This is a genomic window from Polymorphobacter fuscus, from assembly GCF_011927825.1.
Lineage (GTDB): Bacteria > Pseudomonadota > Alphaproteobacteria > Sphingomonadales > Sphingomonadaceae > Sandarakinorhabdus > Sandarakinorhabdus fusca.
Genome location: NZ_JAATJI010000001.1, coordinates 2,117,822 through 2,140,188, shown reverse-complemented (window position 1 = coordinate 2,140,188; position 22,367 = coordinate 2,117,822). Strand labels below are relative to the sequence as shown.

Sequence of the window (22,367 nt, the reverse complement as noted above, 5' to 3'; positions counted from 1 at the left end):
GATCAGCCGTTATATTGCGACCGGCGCAGGTCGCGGGCGCGGCTGAGGATGGTTTCTTCCAGTTTCTGCACCGTGCCCGGGCGCACCGGCGCATCGACCCAGCCCGATCCGGCGATGGTCTGGCGCACGGCGGTGACCTTGATGGCATCGGCGCGCAATTCGGTATCGAGGATGGCGATGGTGACCTTGACGCGCTCGTTGGGGCTCTGCGGCGTCGCATACCAGTCGGTGATGATGATGCCGCCGTTCGAATCGACCTGCGCCAGCGGCATGAAGCCGATGGTGTCGAGCGCAGCCCGCCACAGATAGGCATTGACGCCGATCGTCGTCAGCCGCGCCGGCGCTTCGGCGGCGGTGCGCGGCCGGTCCTTCTTGCCGCAGGCGCCGAGCGAGCCGGCCAGCGCCACGCCGACCAGCAGGATTCCGAAACGGCGCATCGACGATCTCTTCAACTTCATGGCCTTCCAAACGCTACGCGGGGGCTTATAGGCTTTGCCGCACCGATGCGCCAAGCCTTCCCGCGCGAATGCGCCGGGCGCGGTTCGGGCGGGCGGGCCTGATGCGCGCAACTGTGCGCTGCAAACCACAGTCCTTGCGAATAATCGGACAAATGTGGCCGAACCATGTTGTTAGCATCTGGGCGACCGGGAATGACGCTGATAGGGCTTGGACATGTTCGCGGCAGGTGATTCGCGCGGGGGAAACTCCGCCTTGGCCATAGGGGGCGCTTCGGCGCGCCCGTCTTTGGTCGTGACCGCTGCACTTGTCGTCGCATTGTTGGCCGCGCCGGCGCTCGCCGCCACCAAGACGATGACGATGACGGTGACCAAGGCGACGCCCAAGCAGCGCTTCAGCTTCGATACGCCGGTCACGTCGTTCCAGCCGCCGGTCAGTGACCTCAACAAGTTCAGCTTCACCGCCGCCGGCAATAATGCCGCATCGGCGCGGTTGCAGACGCAGGAGCGCGCCTTCCGTTTCACGCCATCGGGCCAGGCCGACAGCCGCAAGGCGCTGTCGCTCGGGCTGAGCACGCGCGTCGTTGCCGCCGCCACCGATCGATCGCGCGCCGCGGCGCCGGTCGAGGCAACGGCGGCGCTGCCGACCGCCTATGCCGTCGACGTTTCGGTCGGCTGGAAGGGCTTTGCCGTCAACACTGCCTATCGCCATGTCGAACCCGGCCCGGCGGCGCTGCTCGCCACCCGCAGCGACGCTATCGATATCGGCCTGAGCTATGGCGGCCGCAACTGGAAGACCCGCCTGCAGGGCACAGCCGAGCAGGGCAGCCTGCTGCTGTACCCGCTCGAGCGGCGTTATTCGGCGGAGCTGAGCGGCGCCTATGCCTTTGCACCGCGGCTGTCGGTCACCGGCGGCGTCCGCTACAAGCTGGCGCCGACGACACCGACCCTGCTCGATGCCGACCGGCCCGACCAGTCGGTCTATCTCGGCACCAACATCGCCTTCTGATCTTGGACAGCATGACACCCGCCGACCGGATTGCGGCGGTGACGTCGGCGATGGCGCGCGCCGCGCGCAGCGTCGGGCGTGACCCGGCCGCGATCGAGCTGGTGGCCGTCAGCAAGACCTGGGGGCCGGAGGCAATCGCGCCGCTGATCGCCGCTGGGCAGCGCAGCTTCGGTGAGAATCGCGTCGCCGAGGCGCAGGCGAAATGGCCGGCGCTGGTCGCCGCGACCCCCGATGTCCGGCTCCACCTCGTCGGCCAGCTGCAGTCCAACAAGGCCGCCGAAGCGGTGGCGCTGTTCGATGTCATCCACAGTGTCGACCGGCCGTCGCTGATCACCGCGCTCGGCAAGGCCATGGCGGCAGGCAAGCGGCCCGATTGCTACATCCAGGTCAATATCGGCGCCGAAGCGCAAAAGGGCGGCTGCGCGATCGCCGACCTGCCGGCAATGCTGGCGGCGGCGGGCGCGGCCGGCCTGCCCGTGGTCGGGTTGATGTGCGTGCCGCCGGCCGATACCGAAGCGGCGCCGTTTTTCGCGCTTCTCGCCGAGCTGGCACGGCGGCATGGCCTGTCCCAGCTGAGCATGGGGATGTCGGCGGATTATGAAACCGCGGCGATGCTGGGGGCGACCGTCGTCCGCGTCGGGAGCGCGCTGTTCGGGTCGCGCTGAGGCGGCACCGTCGGCACCGTGACCGCGGCGGTTTCCAGCGTGGTCAGCGCCGCCATGCCGGCCTGCCAGCGGTCCGCCGCGGCGAGCCAGGCGTTGATCGCGCCCGGGCGCGGTTCGGGCAGGCGGCGCAGGTGGCGGGCGGCAGCGGCGACATCGCCGCGGGCCAGCGCCGCGGCTGCGGCGTCGCGCGGCGCCACGGGGGCGTCCCCGGGGCGCGTCACCGCGCTGCGTACGGCTTCCGTAAGGGTCTGCCACCAATCCTGTCCGGCGCCTTCCGGCGCGGCGTTGAGCCCGGCGAAATCGCGGCGCAACCCGGTGAGCGTCACCGGCGCCGCGCCCAGTGCCGCGACCGCTGCGACCGCCTGCGGATAGCGCGCTTCGAACGCCTGGCGCAGCACCATTTCGATACCGCCGAGGCGCCGGCCCGCTTCGATCGCCTGGCGCGCCAGCAGCACGCCGATCATCCCCTGGGCGCGATCGGCGGCGGCGGTGGCAGCAAGCGCCGCGGCTTCGGTGCGGCCCGTATCGGCCTCCACCCGCCCGGTCAGCGCCGCGATCTCGCTGGTCAGCTTGTCGATGCGTTCGCTGTCGCGGGTCAGATGCTCGGCATTGGCTTCGACACGCGCTTCGGTGCGCGCCAGCCGTTCACCGGCGGGCAGGCCGACCGAGGCAGCGCCCTGGCTTTCCAGCTGGTCGATGCGCGCCTGGAGCTTCTTCACCTCGCCGGCGTTGCCGACGGGGGTGGCGGTGGTGGCGGCGAACGGCAGCTGGCTGCGCACCGAGCGTTCGAACCACGGGTTGGCGATCATCCCGGCCGAAAACACGAACAGGCTGCCGGCGAGCACCCAGGGCAGCACGCTGCGGCGCGGTGTCGGGGCCTGCGCCGGCGGCCGGCCGGACAGGCGCGCACGCAGCCGCTCCGTGGCGTCGAGGCTGGCACGGTCGATCTCGCCGCGATCGAAGGCAGGGTCCATGGATATCCTTTCGGGCCGCCCTATTGGCACGGAACGCCGATGGCCGCCAACAGACTGTCTTCGTCGGGGGTCGCGGCCGCCACCGCCCGTCGCCAGCCGCCCCCGACCGCTGCCAGCGCCGCCGGGCTGATCGCGGCAAGGGCGATGGTGTCGCGCGGCGGCTGCAGCCGGTCGATCTCGGCAGCGAAATGGGCGGCGGTGCGCGGGCTGTAGAGCAGCACCCAATCCACGGCGGGCGCTGTCGCCAGCGGCAACAGCCGGGCGCGATAGACGATATGGGTATCGACCGTCAGCCCGGCAGGGACGCGGACCGGCGTGCGATCCGCGCCGGCGAGGTGGACGATCCTTTCCAGCCCCTGCGCCGCAACGCCGTCGAGAAGCGCCTGCACGGTGCCGCCCCCGTCGCGCACATCGGTGAAGCCGGCCGCCCGCGCGGCGCGGGCGGTGGCGGCGCCGACGGCGAACACCGGCACGTCGCACCAGCCGGCGATGCCTGGCCCGGCGAGTCGCGGCGCCATGGCGCTGGTCAGCATGATCGCGCGCGGCGGCATTTCGGGCGGCGTCCAGGCCTGCGCCTTCGTCGCCATCAGTGGCGCCAGCAGCGCGTCATGGCCCAGCGTGCGCAGGCGGTTCGCGGTTGCCTCGCCGCCGGGCAGGGGGCGGGTGACGAGCAGCCGCATCGCGTCAGCCGGGGTGGAACAGCGCCCGCAACGCCGGTCCCGAATCCGCCAGCATGTCGGCGGCCAGCGCCGCCACCAGCTGCGGCGCGTCGGCGAGCGTCGCTTCAAAGCCGCCTTCCTCGATCTCGCTGCCGTCTTCGGTCATGATTTCGCAGCGGAAGGCAACGCGGTCGCCGGTGATGGTGGCGAGCGCTGCCACCGGGCTGTGGCAGGTGCCGCCGAGCGCCGCCAGAAAGCCGCGTTCCAGCGACACCGCGGCAAAGGTATCGGCGTCGTTGATCGCCGCCAGCAGCGCCAGCACGGCCTCGTCACCGGCGCGGGCGGTGATGCCGACGGCACCCTGGGCACTGGCCGGCAGCATGACATCGGTTTCGATCGTCGCGCCGACCGCGATGCCGAGCCGGTCGAGACCGGCGGCGGCGAGCAGCGTCGCATCGATGGCGCCGCTTTCGACCTTTGCCATGCGCGTCGCGACATTGCCGCGCAGCACCTCGGTGACGAGGTCGGGGCGCAGCGCCTGCAATTGCGCGGCACGGCGCGGCGACGACGTGCCGATGCGGGCACCCTGGGGCAGGGCATCGATGCTGTCTGCCCCGATCAGCCGTTCGCGGACATCGGCACGTGGCAGCATCGCCACCAGCGCAATGCCATCGCGCAATTGTGTTTCGACGTCCTTCATCGAATGCACGCCGCAATCGATGCGGCCATCGATCAGCGCGGCGTCGAGTTCCTTGGTCCACAGCGCCTTGCCGCCGATTTCGGCAAGCGGCCGGTCCTGCACCCGGTCGCCGGTGGTCGAGATGACGACGATTTCGGCATGGCCCGGGTCCCAGCCATGCGCCGCGGTCATCGCCGCCGCTGTCATGCGGGCCTGCGCCAGCGCGAGCGGCGAGCCGCGCGTGCCGAGCTTGAAACTGGGGGTATCGGCTGTGATCATGGCAGCGACTTGTGAAAGCCCGGGGGCGGCTTGGCAAGGGACTGTGCAGCTGCATATCGACTTGGATGGCGGCAGCCGCCACACTGGCGAAAAGACGATCATCGGGGGGACAGGCCATGGCGACCGGAACGTCCGCTGACGCGCCGGCGGCGGTGCGCGACAATCCGTTGCTGTCGGGCCCGCTGTTGCCCGCGCTGATGCGGCTGGCATTGCCCAACATGGGGGCGATGGTGGCCGGGTCGGTCGCGGCCATTGCCGAAACCGCCTATGTCGGCCGGCTGGGGGTGCCGGCGCTGGCGGGCATGGCGGTCGTGTTTCCGCTGGTTATGCTGCAGGCCATGTTGTCTGCCGGCGCCATCGGCAGCGGTGTTTCGGCGGCGATCGCGCGGTCGCTGGGCGCCGGCGACACCCCCCGTGCCGAGGCATTGGCGGTGCATGCGCTGTGGATCGGGGTGATTGCCGGAGGTGTCACTTCGCTGGTGCTGCTGCCGCTGGCGCCGCTGGTCTTCGGCGCGCTGGGGGCGAAGGGTGCAGCGCTCGACCAGGCGGTCGCCTATGCCCGCGTGGCCTTCATCGGATCCATCGGGGTGTGGACGGTCAACCTGCTGGCCGCCGTCCTGCGCGGGGCGGGCAACATGGCGGTGCCATCGACCGTGTTGCTGCTGACCGCCCTGTTGCAGATCGTCATCGGCGGCACGCTCGGCCTGGGGCTGGGCCCGGTGCCGCGGCTGGGCATGGCGGGCGTCGCGGCCGGGCAGCTGGTCGCCTATGCCATCGGTTCGGTCGTGCTGCTCGTCTACCTGCGGGCCGGGCGGGCGGGAATTGCCGTGCCGGTCGGCGCGGTGCCGCCGACCGCCGCCTATTTTGCAGCGATCCTGCGGACGGGGGCGACGGCGGCGGTTTCGCCGATCATGTCCATCGCCACCATCGTCATCCTCAATCGGCTGGTCGCCGGCTTCGGCCCGACCGTGCTGGCCGGGTTCGGCATCGGTACGCGGCTGGAGTTCCTGCTGACCCCGCTCAGCTTTGCCATCGGCGTTGCATCGGTGCCACTGGTCGGCACCGCCATCGGTGCCGGCATGGTGCCGCGCGCCCGCGCCGCGACCTGGACAGCGGCGCGGCTGGCGGCGGCGGTGATGGCTGCCATCGGGCTGATGATGGCGCTGGTGCCGGGCCTGTGGGTCGGCATCTTCACCAGTGACGCGCCCACGGTGGCGGCTGCGTCGCAATATTTCCACTTCGTCGGGCCGACCTACGGCTTTTTCGGCGCGGGGATGAGCCTGTTCTTTTCCGCGCTGGCGGCGGGCAAGGTCGCGCCGATGCTGCTGGCAGGCGCCTTGCGGCTGGGCATCGTCGCGGTGGGCGGCACGGCGCTGGTCGCCATGGCCGCGCCTGTCTGGATGGTGTTCGCGCTGATCGGCGCCGGCATCATCGTCTATGGCGCCATGTCGATCCTGGTCGTCTGGCGGGCGGATTGGACCCGGCGTTGAGTTGCCGGTAAGGCGGGGGGATGCTCATTCTCGGCATCGAATCATCGTGCGATGAAACCGCCGTGGCGCTGGTCCGCGGTGACCGCAGCATCGTCGCGCAGCGCATTGCGAGCCAGGACGAGGCGCACCGGCCGTTCGGCGGCGTCGTCCCCGAGCTGGCGGCGCGCGCCCATGCCGAGCGGCTGACGCCGATGGTGGCCGAAGTCCTCGACGAAGCCGGCGTGGCGCTGGCCGATGTCGATGCGGTCGCGGCGACGGCCGGGCCGGGGTTGATCGGCGGTGTCATGGTCGGTCTGGTCACCGGCAAGGCGCTGGCCTGGGGAGCGGGCAAGCCGCTGCTGGCGATCAACCATCTCGAAGGCCATGCGCTCAGCCCGCGGCTGGCCGACCCGGCCCTGCAGTTCCCCTATCTGCTGCTGCTGGTTTCGGGCGGCCATTGCCAGCTGCTGGGGGTCGAAGGCGTCGGCCGCTATCGCCGGCTGGCGACGACGATCGACGATGCCATCGGGGAGGCATTCGACAAGACCGCCAAGATCCTCGGGCTGGGCTTTCCCGGCGGGCCGGCGGTCGAGCGGGCGGCGCGATCCGGCGATGCGCGGCGCTTTGCCCTGCCACGCCCGCTGCTGGGCAGTGCGGAGCCGCATTTTTCCTTTGCCGGGCTGAAGTCAGCCGTGTTGCGGCAATGGGCGGCGCTGCCGGACAAGACGCCGACCGATCGCGACGACCTGGCGGCGGGGTTCCAGGCGGCGGCGACCGATTGCCTCGTCGATCGCACGGCGCGCGCCATTGCGGCGTTCCCGCAGGCAACGGCCCTGGTGGTTGCCGGCGGGGTGGCATCGAACCAGCATATCCGCGCGGCACTGGCGGCAGTGGCGGCGGCGCATGGGCTTGGGTTCGTCGCGCCGCCCCTGTGGCTGTGCACCGACAATGCCGCGATGATCGCCTGGGCCGGTGCCGAGCGGCTGGCGCTGGGGCTGGTCGACACGCTCGACGCGCCGGCGCGGCCCCGCTGGCCGCTCGATCCGGGAGCGGAAGCCGTGCGCGGGGCCGGGGTGCGGGCGTGACCATGGTGATCGGTGCCCCGGCGCGTGTGCGCCAAGCAAGGCTATCCGCCGCCGATCACCGCACCGGCAGGGGAGTTGCAGCGTGACCATCGGGGTGATCGGGGGCGGCGCCTGGGGGACAGCGCTGGCGCAGGTGATGGCCGGCGACGAGGATGTTGTGCTGTGGGCGCGCGAGCCCGAAGTGGTCGCGGCGATCAACCAGGACCGTGCCAACCCCGATTTCCTGCCGGGCGTCGCCCTGTCTCCGCGCATCCGCGCCAGCGCCGCCACGGCGGGGTTGGCGGCGGCCGATCTGTGGCTGGTGGTCGCGCCGGCGCAGCATCTGCGCAGCGTTCTCGCCGAATGCCCGCTGGCGGCGCGACCGACGCTGGTGCTGTGCGCCAAGGGCATCGAGGCGGCGACGCTGAAGTTGATGGCCGAAGTCGTCGCCGATCTGACCGATGCGCCATGCGCGGTCCTGTCCGGCCCGACCTTTGCCGGTGAAGTGGCGCGCGGCCTGCCGACGGCGGTCACCTTGGCATGTCGCGATGCCGGCGTGGGGACGGCGCTGGTGCAGCGGCTGGCGCGGCCGACGTTCCGCCCCTATTTCAGCGACGATGTGACGGGCGCGGAGATCGGCGGTGCGGTCAAGAACGTCCTCGCCATCGCCTGCGGCGTCGTCGAGGGCGCGGGGCTGGGGCTCAACGCACGCGCCGCGCTGATCGCGCGCGGTTTTGCCGAAATGACACGGTTCGGGCTGGCACGCGGCGCGCGGGCGGATACGCTTGCGGGGTTGTCGGGGCTGGGCGACCTGGTGCTGACCTGTTCATCGGCGAACAGCCGCAATTTCACCCTGGGGCTCGGGATTGGCCGCGGCGAGCCGGCGGCAACCCTGCTCGATACCCGCACGGTGGCGGAGGGCGCCGCCACGGCGCCGGTCCTGGTCGCGGCGGCGCGCGCGGCCGGGGTCGAAATGCCGATCGCCGAGGCCGTGGCGGCGCTGCTCGCCGGTGCGCCGGTGGTCGAGGTCATCAGTGCATTGCTGGCGCGGCCGCTGCGCGCCGAATAGGCGCTGGAACCGGCGTGGCCGGCGGACGCTATAGCCATTGGCAAAAGGAGAGCCCGATATGGACGGCAGCGGCATTTCGCGACGGGGTTTCATCGAGCAGGCGCGTGACACGGCCATCGTCACGCTGGCCGCCACTGCGGCCCCCGCGTCGGTTTTCGCGCAGACGACCGGAAAAGTGTCCGCACGTGGTCGTCCGATGCCCGACGCTGTCACCTTGCCCTCCGGTCCCCCGCGCGCACCGCAGCCGGGCAGTGTCGGTTACGCGATCGTCGGTCTGGGCGACTATGCGCTCAATCAGATGATGCCGCGCTTTTCGCGGTCGGCGCGGTCGCACATCGCGGCACTGGTATCGGGCAATCCCGAGAAGTTGCGCCGGGTCGGGGACGCTTATGGGGTGCCCGCCGACGCCCGTTATTCCTACGAGCAATATGACCGCATTGCCGCCGACCCGCGGATCGACGCCGTCTACATCGTCCTGCCGAGCGGCCTCCACGCCGACTATGCGGTTCGCGCCTTCAAGGCCGGCAAGCATGTGCTGTGCGAAAAGCCGATGGCGCTCAACAGCGCGGATTGCGAGCGGATGATCGCTGCCGGGCAGCGCGCGAACCGGCGATTGATGATCGCCTATCGCGTGCATTTCGAGCCCCACAACATCGAGGCGATGGCGCTGATGCGGCGCGGGGCAGCGGGCAACATTCGCTTCCTGCGGACCGAGCAGTTGTCGCGCACCGACCCGGCATCGCGGCCGGCCGAGAACTGGCGGATCGACCGCGCCCTCGCTGGCGGCGGGCCGCTGGAGGACTATGGCATCTACGGGCTGCAGGCGGCGCTCTACCTGGCCGACGAGATGCCGGAAAGCGTTGCCGCCACGACCTATCGACCCGCAAACGACCCGCGGTTCACCCAGGTCTTTGCCTCGGTCGCATCGCAGCTGCGCTTCCCCTCGGGCGCGATTGCACAGCTGATGACATCGTACGATTCGAACGGATCGAACCTCGTGCACGTTCGCGGTGACACCGGCGCGCTCATCATGGATCCCGCAACGGGCTATTCGGGGCACAAGATGCGGTTGGAGGGGCGCGAGCGTCGCGACATCGCGCTCGGTGACCCGACGGTGCAGTTCGCAAGGCAGCTCGACAATTTTACGGACGCCATTCGCGACGGCGCGACGATCCGGACACCCGACGAGATGGGTCTGCGGGACGTCCGGCTGTTCGAGGCGATCTATGCGGCGGCCGAGACCGGGAAGACGGTGCCGTTGCGCCCCGATGGCCGGATGCGCCTCTGACGCATCCGAACTTCGGGCAGACGCCGACGATGGGTTGGCGCGGTCACGACGGATTTTTCCCGTTCAGAGACTGGACTTGACGGGCACCGCAATCATCGGGTGCCGGCAGCTCGGCAAAACGGTCGGCGATCCAGCCGATGGCGGCGTTGGCGCTTTTGGTCGCGATCCAGCCATGCCCGATGTTCGGCCCGACGTGCAGCGCCACCTTGCCGCCGGCAGCGCACTGGCGTGCCATGAAGGCCGCCGTCACCGCCGGGCGCACAATGACGTCGGCGTCGCCCTGCGCCAGGAAGAGCGGCACCGTTGCGGGCAACGGTTCGGCGCTGTTGCGAGCGATGATTTCGCGCCATGGCGCCACCGCCGTGACATCGGGGACCGTGAGAAAGCCCTGCGCCAGCACCTTGTCGGCGGCGCGCTTGGACGGGCTGGGCAGCAGCGCATCGATGCACTTCGCCGCCACCGCATCGATCGCGCCCACGGCACCGGGCCGGACGATGGCATCAAAGGGCGCATCTTGGGTGCGTGCCCAGGACCAGAGCGCCAATGACGTCAGATTGTTGCCGCCCTTCGTGCCCATGTCGTCGCGCAACAACGCCGCCAGATCGGTGGCGGGCGCAGCGGCGGCGACGCCGGCAAGTGCCAGCTCCGGGGCATAGTCCTTGTGCATGGCGCCGGCGAACAGCACGGCCTGCCCGCCTTGCGAATGGCCCCAAAGTGCATAGCGTTGCCCGGCGCCGGAGCCTTCCAGCCTTCGGGCCGCACGTACCGAATCGAGGACGGCACGCGCTTCGGCACGGCCATCGAGGAACGGCTGGACTTCGCCCGGCCCCGTGCCCGGATAGTCGGTCGCGGTAACGACAAAGCCCTGTTTCAGCATGTCGCGCAGCCCCGGGATCATCGCGAACTTGAGGAAGGATCTGGATGGCGCGCAGGCCGGGACGACGCCGGTTGTCGGGTGCGCCCAGGCGACAACCGGCCGGCCGCCGGACGGCGCCGTGCCCGCAGGCACGATCACCAATCCGGAAACCGACACCGCATCGCCATTTTGCCCGCGCGAAGCATATTTGAGCCGATAGGCCGTTGCACCGTCCGGCGCCCCGTCGATCGCCTGTTGGGCGAGGATCGTGCCGGCGGGGGGCGGCGCTGCGTGCGCGCCGGCACTGGCAAGGCTGGCGGCCAGAAGCCCCGTCGCCACCATATAGGATCGAAATGGCATCATCTGGCCGCCCCTTTTGTACAAGTTCAGCGCGCGTTCGCGAAATCGGCTGCGAGGCGAATTTCGGCATTGGCCTGGCTCAACAGCGCCTTGGCCTTGACGGCATGGTCGCCGAGCTGGTTGCCATTTTCCTTCTGGGCAAGACTCAGCCGGTCAAAGGCCTGGCGCACCAGATCCTGGGCCGCGGCGAGGTTGCCGTGGCGGGCGGGATCGATGTTCTGCACCGGTTCCTGGGCGTAAGCTGCGCCGGTGGCGGCCAGCATGGCAAGGGCGAAGGCAATTTTCATCATGGACTTGGTCCTTTCGATCGGGGCGGAGAAAAGATCACCGGCTGCCCCATTGTCCGGCAAAATGGTCAGCCTGCCGCGATCGGCAGCAACAGCCGCGACGTCGAATGGATGTGGCTGAGGCACGAGGTGCCGATGCTGGCGTGACGGAAGTTCAGCGCCGCGGGCGTGTCGGGGTCCTGGTCGTCGCTGGTCAGGACGAGGCGGATGCGGTGCCCGGCCTTGAAGCGGCGCGCGTTGGGCACCAGCGCGATGCGATAGGGCGTCAGTTCCCCGATCGGCACGGCGTTGAAACTGCGACACGGCATTACCGGGGCACCGGTGCGGCTTTGCGCTTCGTCGACGTCGCGCAGCCCGGCGCGCAGATAGCCCGTCGTGACCTCCGTCACCTGGCCATCGGGTGCGACATCCTGCAATGTCGCGATCCACGCCGTATCGGGCGCCGTGCTGGTCGCGTCCAGCGCCAGCTCGATCTCACCCACCACGTCGAGGTCGGCGGCAAGCGGCGCGCTGTCCCACGCCAGCAACGCCGGCGGGTCGATTTCGCTGGCACGAACGCGGCCCAGCCCGGCGCCCAGCGTCAGCATCGCGCGTGCGCCCGCGCTGTCACCGCCCAGCACGCCATCGGCGCCGAGGGGAAACGGGTGATGCTGCGTCCGGGGCAATGGCCAGCTGTCGGCACTGTGCCATTCGTCGGTGCCGGGCAGGGCATAGCGGAGGCGCGGACCGTCGAGGATGCCGGTATCGCAGCCCTTCAGCCAGTGATCGAACCACGCCAGCGCTTCGACATGCAGGCTTTCCCATGGCCAGGCGAGGCCATGCTCGCCCATCAGCGCGACACGCACATGCGGGCTGCCGGTCAAGCGGTTGATGGTATCGAAGGTGTGCGGCAGGTGCAGCGGCACATTCTGCCAGTCGCAGCCGAGATAGACCGGCACCTCGACGCGATCCAGCAACGGCGTCAGGTCGCGGTCGTCCCACCAGCCATCGCGGAACGGGTGTTCGACAGCGATGGCGCTCCAGAGTTCGTCCCAGGGGTGCGGATCATGGTGCAGCTTGAGCACCGCCTTGAGCCCGGCAATGGCCGCCTCGCCGTTCATTGTCTCGAACTTGTGGTGGATGGCCGGCGTGTGCAGCACGGCGCGTGCGGCGGCGATCAGTTTCGATCGCCAGAAGCTGTCGGGTCGCGCCGATGTCATGCCGATCATCGACAGGAAGGGCGTGACGAAGCCGCTGCTGAACAGGCCATTGTGGGTGGCCGACTGGTACAGGTCGGTGGTGCAGGCAATCGGCATGATGGCTTTCAGGTGCGGCGGGCGTTCCACCGCGGCTTCCATCTGCGTCATGGCGAAATAGCTGATGCCGACCATGCCGACATTGCCGTCCGACCAGGGCTGTGCCGCTGCCCATTCGACCAGGTCGTACATGTCCCGGCGTTCCTGGCCGTCGAAAAACCCGAACGTGCCGCCCGACCCGCCGGTGCCGCGACAGTTGACGATGAGGTGGACATAGCCCCGCGGCACGAACCAGTCGCTGGCCCCGGCCTCGATGAAGCCCATCGGTGCGCCCAGGTCCTGGATCTGGCGCGGATAGGGCGAGGCGGCGACGAGGACCGGATAGCGGCCGGGTTCCGCCGGGCGATGGACGTCGGCGCGCAGTTCCACGCCGTCGCGCATGGGCACCGCCACATCGTCATCGCGCGCCATGGCGTGAACGGGCTGCGACAGGTTGCGATATTGGCGCCCCGTCGTTTGCGGTCCGTTGAGCCGGCGCTGGCCGGGGTCGAATCCTGCGGTCATTTCAGCATCCCTTGATTGGGGCCCGGAGCGATCCGGGCCCTGGCCAAGCATCAAAAGGCGATGGTCAGCCGCGCGGTGCCCGAATGGGACGCGAAGTCCTTGCCGAATTCGGGCGCATATTGGACCGAGAAGGCGACGTTCTTCGACCCGATGAGATCGGCACCGACCGAGAAGCGCCCGAGCGTGCCGGGGCCGGCGGTCTTCAGGTCGAAGCTGGCGCCCTGCATCTGGTCGGCGAACCGTGCCGTCGTCGTCCAGGTGCGCGGGCTGCCATATTCGATCGCCGCACTGGCGAACGGCCGCAACGTCACCTTCGGCGACAGCGCGAGCCTGGTGCCGAGTTCGACCCCCGCCACGCCGATGAGCGCGGTGTCGGACTGGCCCTCGACGGCGAGGCGGAACGGCGAGGTGCCGGTTTCGGTGAAGGCCTTGTTCGACACATGGATGGCATGGCCTTCGACGAAGGGGCGGACAAAGCCCTCGCCGCCACCCAGCACATCGATCGCCGCCCGCAGATGGCCGCCGATTTGCGACTGCCGCGGCTTGGCGGTCGCTTCCTCGGTCAGCCCCAGCGTGATCGTGCGCCGGGCGTTGTACCAGCCATAGGCCGCGTCGATCCCCGCCGACAGTTCCAGCCGCGCCGGGGTGTAGAGCAGGCCGATACCGCCGACCATCGAATCCCCGGTGATGCGCGCACTGCCGCTGCCGTCGCGGAACTTGGTGTTTTCATAGGCGGTGGAGCCGATCAGCGCGAGATTGTCGCCCACCGGCAACTGAAACCCCTTTTGCAGCGCATAGGAGTCGGCATGGTAGCCCTGCGTGTCGGTGCCTGCGGTCTGCACTGTATTGTTGACGAGGACGCGGCCCCAGGCACAGCGTCCGGCCTTGCGGCTTTCCAGCTGCAGGTCCTGGCATCCGCCATACAGGTTGGCGGCAAAGGTCCGGCTGCTGTTGAAGCGGAAGGCGCCGAACGCCCCAAGCCCCTGGCCAGCCAATGACTGGAGGCCTGCGACATAGCCGGCGTCGTCCTTCACCGTCAGCAGCCGGTTGAAGACGGCATCGGCCGAGGCATTGCCATCGAACAGCGATTGCAAATTGGCTGCCACCGATTGTTCATTGGCACCCAGGCCGGCCGCCTTGGCCGCAAAGGCAGCGACCGGCGCCACCATCAGGTCGGTGCCGACCGCCGTCGCCTTGAAGTCATAGAGGTGAATGGTGTCGGCCATTTTCAGTGCCGGATCGACGCTGAGCGTGCCGGTGGCGGACAGAAGCTTCACCGCGTGATTGCTGATGCTGGCGGGTTTGACGGTGATGGTGTCATGCACCACCGCATCGCCGTTCACCACCAGCCTGTCGGCGGTGCGGCCGGCGAAATCGGCATCGAAGACCAGCGTGCCACGGCCTGTATAGTTGCCGGTGATCGTCGTCGTTCCGGTCTTCGAACCCTTGATGTTGATGGTGCCGAGGTTGGAGACGCCGCAGCCGCCGACCGTGACGGCATCGCCCGAATCGAACACCGCCGGCTGGCCGTTCGCCATCGTGCCGTTGCTGAAGCAGCCCTGGCCGCCGTTGTTCTGCAGCAGGATGTCGCCGCCCATGGTGCCGTTGTTGAACACCTGGGTGTAGCCGCCGGTGCTCCAGACCGCGACCGAGTTGGTGGCAGCGGCGTATGTGTAAAGCGTCCCATTGTTGGTCACTTTGTTCGGCGTCGCCGACGTCAGGCCGCCATGATCGATGTAGACGCCGGCTGACGTGCCGTCGCCAAACTGCGGCTGGGTGGCGATCCCGGCCTGGATATTCCCGGTGGCGCCGATCGTCACCGTGATGGGCGCGGTGGACGTCGCATCGCCAAGGCTTTGCGCCAGGATGCCATTGGAGGCGATGCCGGTCACGGTGATCTTGCCGTCGACGTTGATGTCGATGGTGCCGCCGGTGCCGGTGCCGCCGGCGCTGCCCGCATAGGCAGGGCCTGCCGCCGTGTTGACGAGGCCGCCGCCGCCGCCGATCGACTGTGCCCAGATGGCCGGCGTGTTGGGTGCCGAGGTGGTGATGCTGCCGGCCTGGGCAACCGTGACCGTGACGTTGCCGCCATTGCCGATGTGCGTGCCGTTTTCGGCAAACGCCTGCCGCTGCTGGGTCCAGCCGGTGTCGCCGACAAGGCCGCCGCCGCCGCCGATCGACTGGGCGAACACACCGACGCCGCCAATGCCCGACGTGGACAGGGCGTTGCCCACGGTCACCGAAACCGTGTTGCCATTGCCCCGCATCGTGCCGGTGCCGAAGAACGAGGTTCCGCTGGGGTTCCCGCCCTGGACCAGGCCGCCGCCGCCGCCAATGGATTGGGCGAAGACGCCATAGGCATTGCGACCACTCGTCGTGATGGCGCCAAGACCAAAGGCTGTGTTTGCGACCGGCGCGCCGACCGTGACCGTGCCGCCATCGCTCGACGTGCTGGCGTTGGTGTCGCCAAAGGTCAGGTGGAAGCCGAACAGGTCGGCGCTGGACGGATCGGGATCGCCGGCCGGGCCGGTCTGGTCTTTCGAGAGCACCGACGTGATGCCGCCGCCGCCGCCGACGCTTTGCGCGATGATGCCGACGGCGTTCTTGCCGGTCGTGGCAATATAGGCGCTGACGTCGTTGTTGACGGTCACGTCCTTGCCGCTGCCCGCCGAGCCGCCCGAGCCGCCCAGCGTTACCGTGAGATTGCTGAGGGCGCCGGCCTTGGACGCGGTGATCCCGCCCTTGCCGCCGCCGCCGCCGATGCTCTGGGCGACCAGCGCGTTCGCCGTGGCGCCCGCCGTATAGACTTCCGCTTCGGCGGCGTTGGTCAGGAGCACGCTGTTGCCGTCCCCGGCGGCGCCGCCCTGGCCGCCGAGCACGACGCTGGCGGTGTTGCTGGCGCTGTCGGTGAAAGTGACGGCGCCGCCGGCGCCGCCGCCGCCGCCGACCGACTGGACGAAGATGCCATCGGATTTGCCGCCGGTGGTGCGGATGGCGCCTTCGTTATAGGCGGTTGCCGTTCCGGCATTGCCGCCCTTGCCACCGTTGTTGCCGATCTTGAGGTTCAGTGTCAGCGTACCCGAGGTGCTGCCATCGCCATCGCCGTCGCCGACCGTGGCAACCTTGGACGAATTGAGGACCTTTTGCAGGTCGGCGATGCCGGTGACGTCGGCGAGCTTGCCATCGCCGATCTGATAGACATCGGTGGTACCGTCGATCAGCGTCGCCGTTTGCTTGAGGTTGAGACCTTTCTGAAACGCTGTTTGCAACTGGTGGTTGAGATCGGACGCGTCCGCCGCACCGCCGTTGGTGGACGCCGCCTTGCCGCCGCTGCCGCCGCCGCCACCGACGCTCTGCACGAACATGCCGTCGGCATCGGCGCCGGTGGTCACGATGCCGAAATGGTTGGAACCGTTCGCCGCACCACCGGTGCCGCCGGTGCCGCCGGTGCCGCCCAGCGTCACCTCGATGGTCAGCCCGCCGCTGCCATTGGCCTTGCCCACCGCGCCGCCGGCCGCGCCGCCGCCGCCGCCGATGCTCTGCACCATCATCCCGCGGGCGCCGTCGCCGGCCGTGGCGATGCCGCCGGCATTGTCTCCGGTGGCACTGCCGCCGGTGCCGCCGCCACCGCCATTGCCGCCCAGCGTCACGGTGAATTTGCCGGTCAGGTTGCTCGGCGTGGTGTTTGCCGACGAATCGCCGCCGCTGCCCTGCCCGCCGCCGCCACCGATCGACTGCGCCAGCATGCCATAGGCCGATTCGCCCAGCGTCAGCACCAGCGCCTTGTTGTTCAGCGTGGACTGGCCGCCGGTACCGCCGACGCCGCCGCTGCCGCCCATGCCCAGGGTGATGCTGGTGGTGTTGGACGTGGTGGTGCCGTCGTTGTACGCCGCCGCCGAGGAATCGCCGCCATTGCCGCCGCCGCCGGCGATATTATGTGCCATCAGCCCGATGCCGCCGTCACCTGCCGTCGCCACGAACCCGTAGTTGGTGAGCAGCAGCGGGCTCGTCGAGCCGTCGCCGCCGCTGCCGCCCGATCCGCCGATGGCGGCGGTCATCGAGATCGAATTCGCGTCGCCGCCGGCCGAGGCGTTGGCATTGCCCGACGCTGTGCCGCCTTCGCCGCCGCCGCCGCCCACGGTCTGCGCCTTCACGCCATAGGAATCGGTGCCATAGGTGGTGACCTGGTAGTTGTTGGTCAGCGTGACCTGGCCGCCGCTGCCGCCATTGCCGCCATTGCCGCCGATGGTGACATTGACCGCGAGATCGACGCCGTTGGTCTTGCCGACGCCGGCACCGCCGTTGCCACCGCCGCCCCCGACACTCTGCGCCATGAGACCGCCCGATTTTGCGCCGAAGGTGGTCAGCAGCGCGGCGTTGGTGGCGTTGGCCACCCCGCCGATGCCGCCGCTGTTGCCATTGCCGCCGATCGTCACGGTCACTTCGGCGCCATTGCCATTGGCGCTGCCGCCGACCCCGCCGCTGCCGCCGATACTTTGCGAAAGCGCAGCGCCCGCCTGGCTGCCGCGGGTGATGACCGTGCCTGCCAGCGTCAGCGTGGCGGTGCCGCCATTGCCGCCGGCCCCGGCGTCCCCGCCCAGCGCATCTTCGTTGGACGTGGCGTTGCCGCCGGCGCCGCCGCCGCCGCCAATGCTCTGGGCGATGATCCCCATCGCGCCGGTGCCGGCGGTGGCGACGATGCCGCCGGTGCTCGATACCGTCGCCGTGCCGCCGTTGCCGCCCTGGCCGCCGGTGGCGCCGCCGGTCGACCAGACATCGCCGGTCTTGCCGGCGCCGCCGCCGACGCCGGCCACGCTTTGCGCCATCACGCCGTAGGCATAGGAGCCGGACGTGGTCACATTGCCGGCGATATTGGCGACGGCGAGGCCACCGCCACCGCCGATCCCGGCGCCGCCCGCCTGGCCGGCAACTGCGCTTTCGGATCCGCTCGCGCCGCCGACGCCGCCATTGGCTTGCACCAATATGCCGGGGATGACGACGGTCTGGGACGGCACATCCTGACCCTGGGTCGTGACCGATCCGCCGGCCAGCAGGTTGACCGTTGCGCCGCCGTTTGTCGCCGCGCTGCCGCCTGCACCGCCGGTTCCGCCGCTGCCGCCGTTGGAATCCGTGGCCGAGGTCGCCTTGCCGCCACTGCCGCCATTGCCGCCGTTGGCAGACACCTGCACGCCCAGGCCGAAGGAACTGGTTTGTTCCGACAGGGTGACGGTGGTGAGGCCGCCGACGCCGCCGACGCCGCCATTGCCGCCGGTGCTGGTGATCGCACCCGCCGAGGCGCCGCCGCCGCCCGCGCCGCCATCGGCAGACGCGACGATTCCCGAGGTCAACGCGATGATGCTGCCAGCCGCCGTCAGCGCGGCGCTGCCGCCGGTGCCGCCGGCGCCGCCGCCGCCGCCGGTCGTCGTTGTCAGGCCGTCGGCCGATCCGCCATTGCCGCCCGTGCCGCCATTCGCGGCAAGGACCACGCCGATACCGCCGGTGATGCGTTGCGTCGCGCCTGCGGTGATGCCGCCGGCATTGCCGCCCGCGCCGCCCGTGCCGCCATGGCCGACGGCCCCGGCGCCGGCATAGGCGCCGCCGTTGCCATAGCCGCCGGCGTTGGTGATCGATACCGCGGTGCCGCCCGCATTCACCGTGCCGCTCGTTTCGAATGTGATCGATGCGGCACCATTGCCGCCGTCGCCGCCCTTGGTACCGTCCGCCTTGCCGCCGGAGGTCACATTCCCGGTGCTGCCGCCATTGCCGCCCTGCGCCGTAACGTTGATGCCGTCGCCGGTGATGGAGGAGACCGCGCCATCGATGGCGATGGTCATGGCGCCGGCGGCGCCGCCGGCGCCGGCCGATTTGCCGATATTGTCGGCCGGGCGCCCGCTGCCATGTTGTTGGCCGCCGGTACCGCCCAGCGAGCTGATGACGATCGCCGCGCCGGCGCCGGTCGCGGTCACGCTGGTGCCTGCCGCGAGGTTGAAGTTGCTGATCGCGCCGCCGCCGCCGCCGGCGCCGCCCGAGCCGTTGTAGTAGCCGGTGGCACCGACGCCGCCGGCGCCGCCGACGGTCTGGACCGAGATCACCGTTCCGTTGGCCGACAGCGTCGCGCCCGATCCGATGGTCACCGTCAGGTCGCCGCCGCCGCCGCCGACCCCGCCGCTGCCGGCGGTGGTGTTGATGCCGGAATCGCTGTCCCCCGAGCCGTTGCCACCGGCGCCGCCCGTGGTGATCAACAGGATCGCCGGGCCGCTGGGCGCGGCGATCGACCCGCCCGGCATGGTGAACAACGACGGGCTGATACCCTGCCCGGCGCCGCCGATGTTGCCCGACCCGAAGTAGCTGGCTGTTTCGCCGTTGCATCCCACCGCGCCGGTGAGACTGATGCTGACCGGCGCCGGGCCGGACGTGGATGCACCGGCCCCCGGTGCCGGCGCCGGCGCCGGCGGGTTGCCGTTGCTGCAATTGCGGGAAAGCGCGGGCGCGGCCACCAGCGTCGCCAGCGCCGTGGCGCCGAGCAGACGTGCGAGCGACGTGTGACGCAGATAAGCGAGCGACTTGCGACGGACGGCAGCTGCAGACTTCATGACGGTACCCCCTGTGAATCGATGCTGGTTGCATCGCGCAAAGGTCGGCCGTCTGTCGGAAGCCATTGTCCGACATGCTGGTTCCGCCTTTGCGATGATGTCGCTTTTATCGAGGGGCCGGCGCAGGGGTCTTGCCACTTTCCGGGTGTTCTTTTTCCAGTTTTACGGAAAGGCCCGTTCCTTGAGCGGTCCCGCCGAATGGATTAAGCTGTCGCCGAAATGAACAGGGCAGCCGAAGACTTTTCAGCTTTTCCCGCCAGCCGGCATTTCCCGGAAATTCGGCGTGCCGCTTCGGTCAGCAATTGGGAGGTGGCGCACTACCACGACACATTGGAATTTAACCTCGTTGTGGCGGGCCGAGGCGCCTATTTCCTGGAGGATCGACACTATGACCTCCTCCCCGGGACGCTGGTATGGCTGCTGCCTTTTCAAAGCCACCGGCTGTTGCGCGCGCCGGGGCTGGACATGTGGGTCGGGGCCCTTGGCGAGCGCCATTACACCCCGGAGATGTTGGCAGAAGTCGCCCAGCACCCAATAAAGCGGCTTGCGGCGAATGATGCCGTCGCCCTGGACCGCCTGTTTTCCCACGTCAGCCAGGATGCCGACGCGCCGGCTGTTTACGAAGTGGGCATGCAATATGCGGTGCGCAGTGCCATTCAAATTGCCCGCAACAGCGCCGGGCCGCCGCCACCCGTACTTCATCCGGCAGTTACCCAGGCGCTGGCGCTGTTGCGCGCCGACGATGCAATTTCCAATCTGTCCGAACTGGCCAAACGCTGCCGGGTTTCCGCCAATTACCTTGCCGAACTGCTCGTATCCCAGACCGGCCGCGGGTTCGTCGAGTGGCGCAATATCGCACGGCTCGATCGTTTCCAGAATTTCTATCCCGAATCCGAAGATCTGCTGACGGCAGCACTGGCTGCGGGATTCGGCAGTTATACCCAGTTTCACCGGGTGTTTCAGGACATGATCGGGACCACGCCCGGGCATTGGGCGCGCAAGCGCACCGAAAGCGGACCGATCAAATTGCCGCAAATGAGCCAGGCAAGGGATGAACTGACGCCGGGGAGCCAGCGCCTGCTGTGGTACAATCTCAGCGCTGTCTGCTTGCGGACCGCGGGTGCCTGGCTGGCAGCGCTCCTGCAAGGTGGCGTGGCGCCCCCGCCGGATGGCGCGGCGGCGGGAGAGGCCATTGCCAGCGGCTGCGACGAACTGGCGGCACTGCAGGCGCTGCTGCCCAGACTTGCGGATGAGCTGGCCGAGACGCTGCCCGAGCTTGCACCGCGCATCAGGACCGTATTTGCCGAGAATGACGTCTTTCAGCAATTTGTCGATACCGTAGGCCCCATGGGTGCCGATCATCGCGATCTGACGAACCTGGCCATGGTTGCGCTTGCCGCGCACTCGCTTGTCGCCAACTGGTCGCTGCTTCCCACCAGCGAGGACATGTCCCGTCTGCTGGCATTTGTCCGATATCGCGCCGCCCTGCCGTCAGCCGCCATTGATCCGAACCAGCGACAGGAAATTGCCGCTGGTCTGATCATACAGGCCCAGTCGCTTCGCAATGCCTGGATAGGTGGCAGTGGCTCAGTCAGCGACGCGATCGCAACCCAAGTGTCCGAGACCGCCCATGCCGCCGCATTGCGCGCATTGGGCATCGATTTGCGGCAGACGCCCCTCTATGGCCCGCTGAGTCCGCTCGAGGTTGCTTGAGGCCTCTCTCCATCAGGCCTTTCCCCTATCGGACCGCTGCCGTCAGGCGCGCTGCAAGGCCCTGGCGTCGAAGAACAATCGCGGCTGCAACGGTGTGGCACAACAGCGCGGTGGCAACGCACCGACACTGAGCAGGGTTGGGGACACGATGTTGCCGGACCGAAATCCGTTTTGCGCCAGTCGCCATGGTGCGCGCACGCTTTGCACGCTTCTCGGCCTCGCATTGCTGCTTACCGCCTGCCAAAGCCTGCGCCGGGTATCACGCGAATTGCCGTCGACGCCCCTGACGATCGATGCGCCGATCGGCTGGGGAACCCGCAGCAAGCTCGTGGCCCTTGGCGAGGACACACCGCGCTGTCTTGCCCTGCTCGATGCCGCCAGCGTGCGCCATGATGTGCTGCCGCCGGTGCGGCAGGACCAGTGTGGATATGCGGACGGTGTCCGGCTGGGACGCGGCGGCGCGCTGCCGGTGACGTTCCACCCCGGCGGGCCGGCTGTCGCCTGCCCGGTTGCGGTGGCGCTGGTCATCTGGCAGCGCCAGATCGTCCAGCCGGCGGCGCAGCGCCATTTCGGCAGGGCTGTAACCGGCATCGATCATTATGGCAGCTTTGCCTGCCGGCGGATCAACGGGCGCAGCACCGGCGATTTCAGCGAGCATTCGACGGCCCGCGCCATCGACATCGCCGGCTTTCGGCTTGCTGGCGGCAGCACCGTGACCGTACGACGCGACTGGAACGGTGCGCCGGCACGTGCCGCCTTCCTGCGTGAGGTACGCGACGGCGGTTGCCGGCTGTTCAGCACGGTTCTGTCGCCCGACTTTAATGCTTCGCACGCCGACCATCTGCATCTCGATCATGCGAGGCGCGGTCTTGGGGGGTACTGCCGGTAAGAATGTCACTGATGCCCGAGAATGGCATCGAGCGACCCGGAATAGACCGGATAGCGGTTCTGGTAGCTGTCGGCGATGCGCGCTGCGACAGCGTCGATCGGTACATCGGCTTCCATGGCGACGAGCCGGTCGCGCCACGTCATCGGTTCCTCGGCAGTGCGGTCCTCCATCTCCAAGATATGTCGATCAGCACGCGCTGCTCCGTGCCGCGCTGGCCGCTGGCGACGACCTCTTCCGTCGCGAGGGCCAGTTCCGCCGAC

General features: G+C 69.2%; 17 protein-coding genes. 8 read left to right on the top strand and 9 right to left on the bottom strand.

What is annotated here, in order from left to right; all coding sequences use genetic code 11:
- Positions 1-2: 2 nt before the first annotated feature.
- Entirely contained in the window at positions 3-437 is a 435-nt protein-coding gene (locus GGQ62_RS10160) for a DUF3576 domain-containing protein (RefSeq protein ID WP_243446088.1), read from the bottom strand.
- A gap of 313 nt (positions 438-750) precedes the next feature.
- Between GGQ62_RS10160 and GGQ62_RS10155 the strand changes: the two genes are divergently transcribed.
- Complete coding sequence (locus GGQ62_RS10155; RefSeq protein ID WP_152577419.1) at positions 751-1,464, top strand: hypothetical protein; 714 nt, start codon at positions 751-753, stop codon at positions 1,462-1,464.
- Positions 1,465-1,475: 11 nt separating this feature from the next.
- Positions 1,476-2,129 (top strand): YggS family pyridoxal phosphate-dependent enzyme, encoded by a 654-nt coding sequence (locus tag GGQ62_RS10150; protein ID WP_152577420.1) that lies wholly within the window; start codon positions 1,476-1,478, stop codon positions 2,127-2,129.
- On the opposite strand, the gene GGQ62_RS10145 is transcribed toward GGQ62_RS10150, so the two are convergent.
- From GGQ62_RS10145 to hemC, 3 genes are read right to left on the bottom strand one after another with little or no spacing between them, the layout of a single operon-like run.
- Positions 2,060-3,103 carry a hypothetical protein gene (locus tag GGQ62_RS10145; protein WP_152577421.1) on the bottom strand — a complete coding sequence of 348 codons (1,044 nt, stop codon included), beginning with the start codon at positions 3,101-3,103 and terminating at the stop codon, positions 2,060-2,062. The genes GGQ62_RS10150 and GGQ62_RS10145 overlap by 70 nt on opposite strands.
- Before the next feature lie 20 nt (positions 3,104-3,123).
- Positions 3,124-3,783 (bottom strand): uroporphyrinogen-III synthase, encoded by a 660-nt coding sequence (locus tag GGQ62_RS10140; protein ID WP_152577422.1) that lies wholly within the window; start codon positions 3,781-3,783, stop codon positions 3,124-3,126.
- A 4-nt stretch (positions 3,784-3,787) separates the two neighbouring features.
- Positions 3,788-4,720, bottom strand: coding sequence for a hydroxymethylbilane synthase (gene hemC, locus GGQ62_RS10135; RefSeq protein ID WP_152577423.1), 933 nt, complete (start codon positions 4,718-4,720; stop codon positions 3,788-3,790).
- 116 nt (positions 4,721-4,836) lie between these two features.
- On the opposite strand from hemC, the gene GGQ62_RS10130 reads away from it, so the two are divergent.
- The 4 genes from GGQ62_RS10130 to GGQ62_RS10115 all read left to right on the top strand — a co-directional run bounded on the left by GGQ62_RS10130 (position 4,837) and on the right by GGQ62_RS10115 (position 9,610).
- On the top strand, positions 4,837-6,210 hold the full coding sequence (locus GGQ62_RS10130) for an MATE family efflux transporter (protein WP_152577424.1): 1,374 nt from the start codon (positions 4,837-4,839) through the stop codon (positions 6,208-6,210).
- A 20-nt stretch (positions 6,211-6,230) separates the two neighbouring features.
- Positions 6,231-7,274 (top strand): tRNA (adenosine(37)-N6)-threonylcarbamoyltransferase complex transferase subunit TsaD, encoded by a 1,044-nt coding sequence (tsaD, locus tag GGQ62_RS10125; protein WP_152577425.1) that lies wholly within the window; start codon positions 6,231-6,233, stop codon positions 7,272-7,274.
- Between the two features lie 82 nt (positions 7,275-7,356).
- Positions 7,357-8,322 carry an NAD(P)H-dependent glycerol-3-phosphate dehydrogenase gene (locus GGQ62_RS10120; protein WP_152577426.1) on the top strand — a complete coding sequence of 322 codons (966 nt, stop codon included), beginning with the start codon at positions 7,357-7,359 and terminating at the stop codon, positions 8,320-8,322.
- Between the two features lie 58 nt (positions 8,323-8,380).
- Positions 8,381-9,610 carry a Gfo/Idh/MocA family protein gene (locus GGQ62_RS10115; protein WP_152577427.1) on the top strand — a complete coding sequence of 410 codons (1,230 nt, stop codon included), beginning with the start codon at positions 8,381-8,383 and terminating at the stop codon, positions 9,608-9,610.
- Between the two features lie 43 nt (positions 9,611-9,653).
- On the opposite strand, the gene GGQ62_RS10110 is transcribed toward GGQ62_RS10115, so the two are convergent.
- The 4 genes from GGQ62_RS10110 to GGQ62_RS16615 all read right to left on the bottom strand — a co-directional run bounded on the left by GGQ62_RS10110 (position 9,654) and on the right by GGQ62_RS16615 (position 19,505).
- The gene (locus tag GGQ62_RS10110) at positions 9,654-10,829 is read right to left on the bottom strand and encodes an alpha/beta fold hydrolase (RefSeq protein ID WP_152577428.1); all 1,176 of its coding nucleotides are present in this window, start codon (positions 10,827-10,829) and stop codon (positions 9,654-9,656) included.
- A gap of 23 nt (positions 10,830-10,852) precedes the next feature.
- Complete coding sequence (locus tag GGQ62_RS10105; RefSeq protein WP_152577429.1) at positions 10,853-11,116, bottom strand: hypothetical protein; 264 nt, start codon at positions 11,114-11,116, stop codon at positions 10,853-10,855.
- A gap of 65 nt (positions 11,117-11,181) precedes the next feature.
- Positions 11,182-12,912, bottom strand: a complete 1,731-nt coding sequence (locus tag GGQ62_RS10100) for a CocE/NonD family hydrolase (RefSeq protein ID WP_152577430.1) — start codon at positions 12,910-12,912, stop codon at positions 11,182-11,184.
- A 50-nt stretch (positions 12,913-12,962) separates the two neighbouring features.
- A complete protein-coding gene (locus GGQ62_RS16615; protein WP_167649569.1) occupies positions 12,963-19,505 on the bottom strand; it encodes a hypothetical protein in 6,543 nt (2,180 codons plus the stop codon).
- 219 nt (positions 19,506-19,724) lie between these two features.
- On the opposite strand from GGQ62_RS16615, the gene GGQ62_RS10090 reads away from it, so the two are divergent.
- Together GGQ62_RS10090 and GGQ62_RS10085 are read left to right on the top strand one after the other, a co-directional pair.
- Positions 19,725-21,218: a helix-turn-helix domain-containing protein gene (locus tag GGQ62_RS10090; protein ID WP_152577432.1), complete on the top strand. Its 1,494-nt coding sequence runs from the start codon at positions 19,725-19,727 to the stop codon at positions 21,216-21,218.
- A gap of 223 nt (positions 21,219-21,441) precedes the next feature.
- Positions 21,442-22,107, top strand: coding sequence for an extensin-like domain-containing protein (locus GGQ62_RS10085; protein ID WP_243451560.1), 666 nt, complete (start codon positions 21,442-21,444; stop codon positions 22,105-22,107).
- 5 nt (positions 22,108-22,112) lie between these two features.
- Here GGQ62_RS10085 and GGQ62_RS10080 read toward each other — a convergent pair whose 3' ends face one another.
- On the bottom strand, positions 22,113-22,277 hold the full coding sequence (locus GGQ62_RS10080; RefSeq protein ID WP_153401219.1) for a hypothetical protein: 165 nt from the start codon (positions 22,275-22,277) through the stop codon (positions 22,113-22,115).
- Positions 22,278-22,367 lie beyond the last annotated feature (90 nt).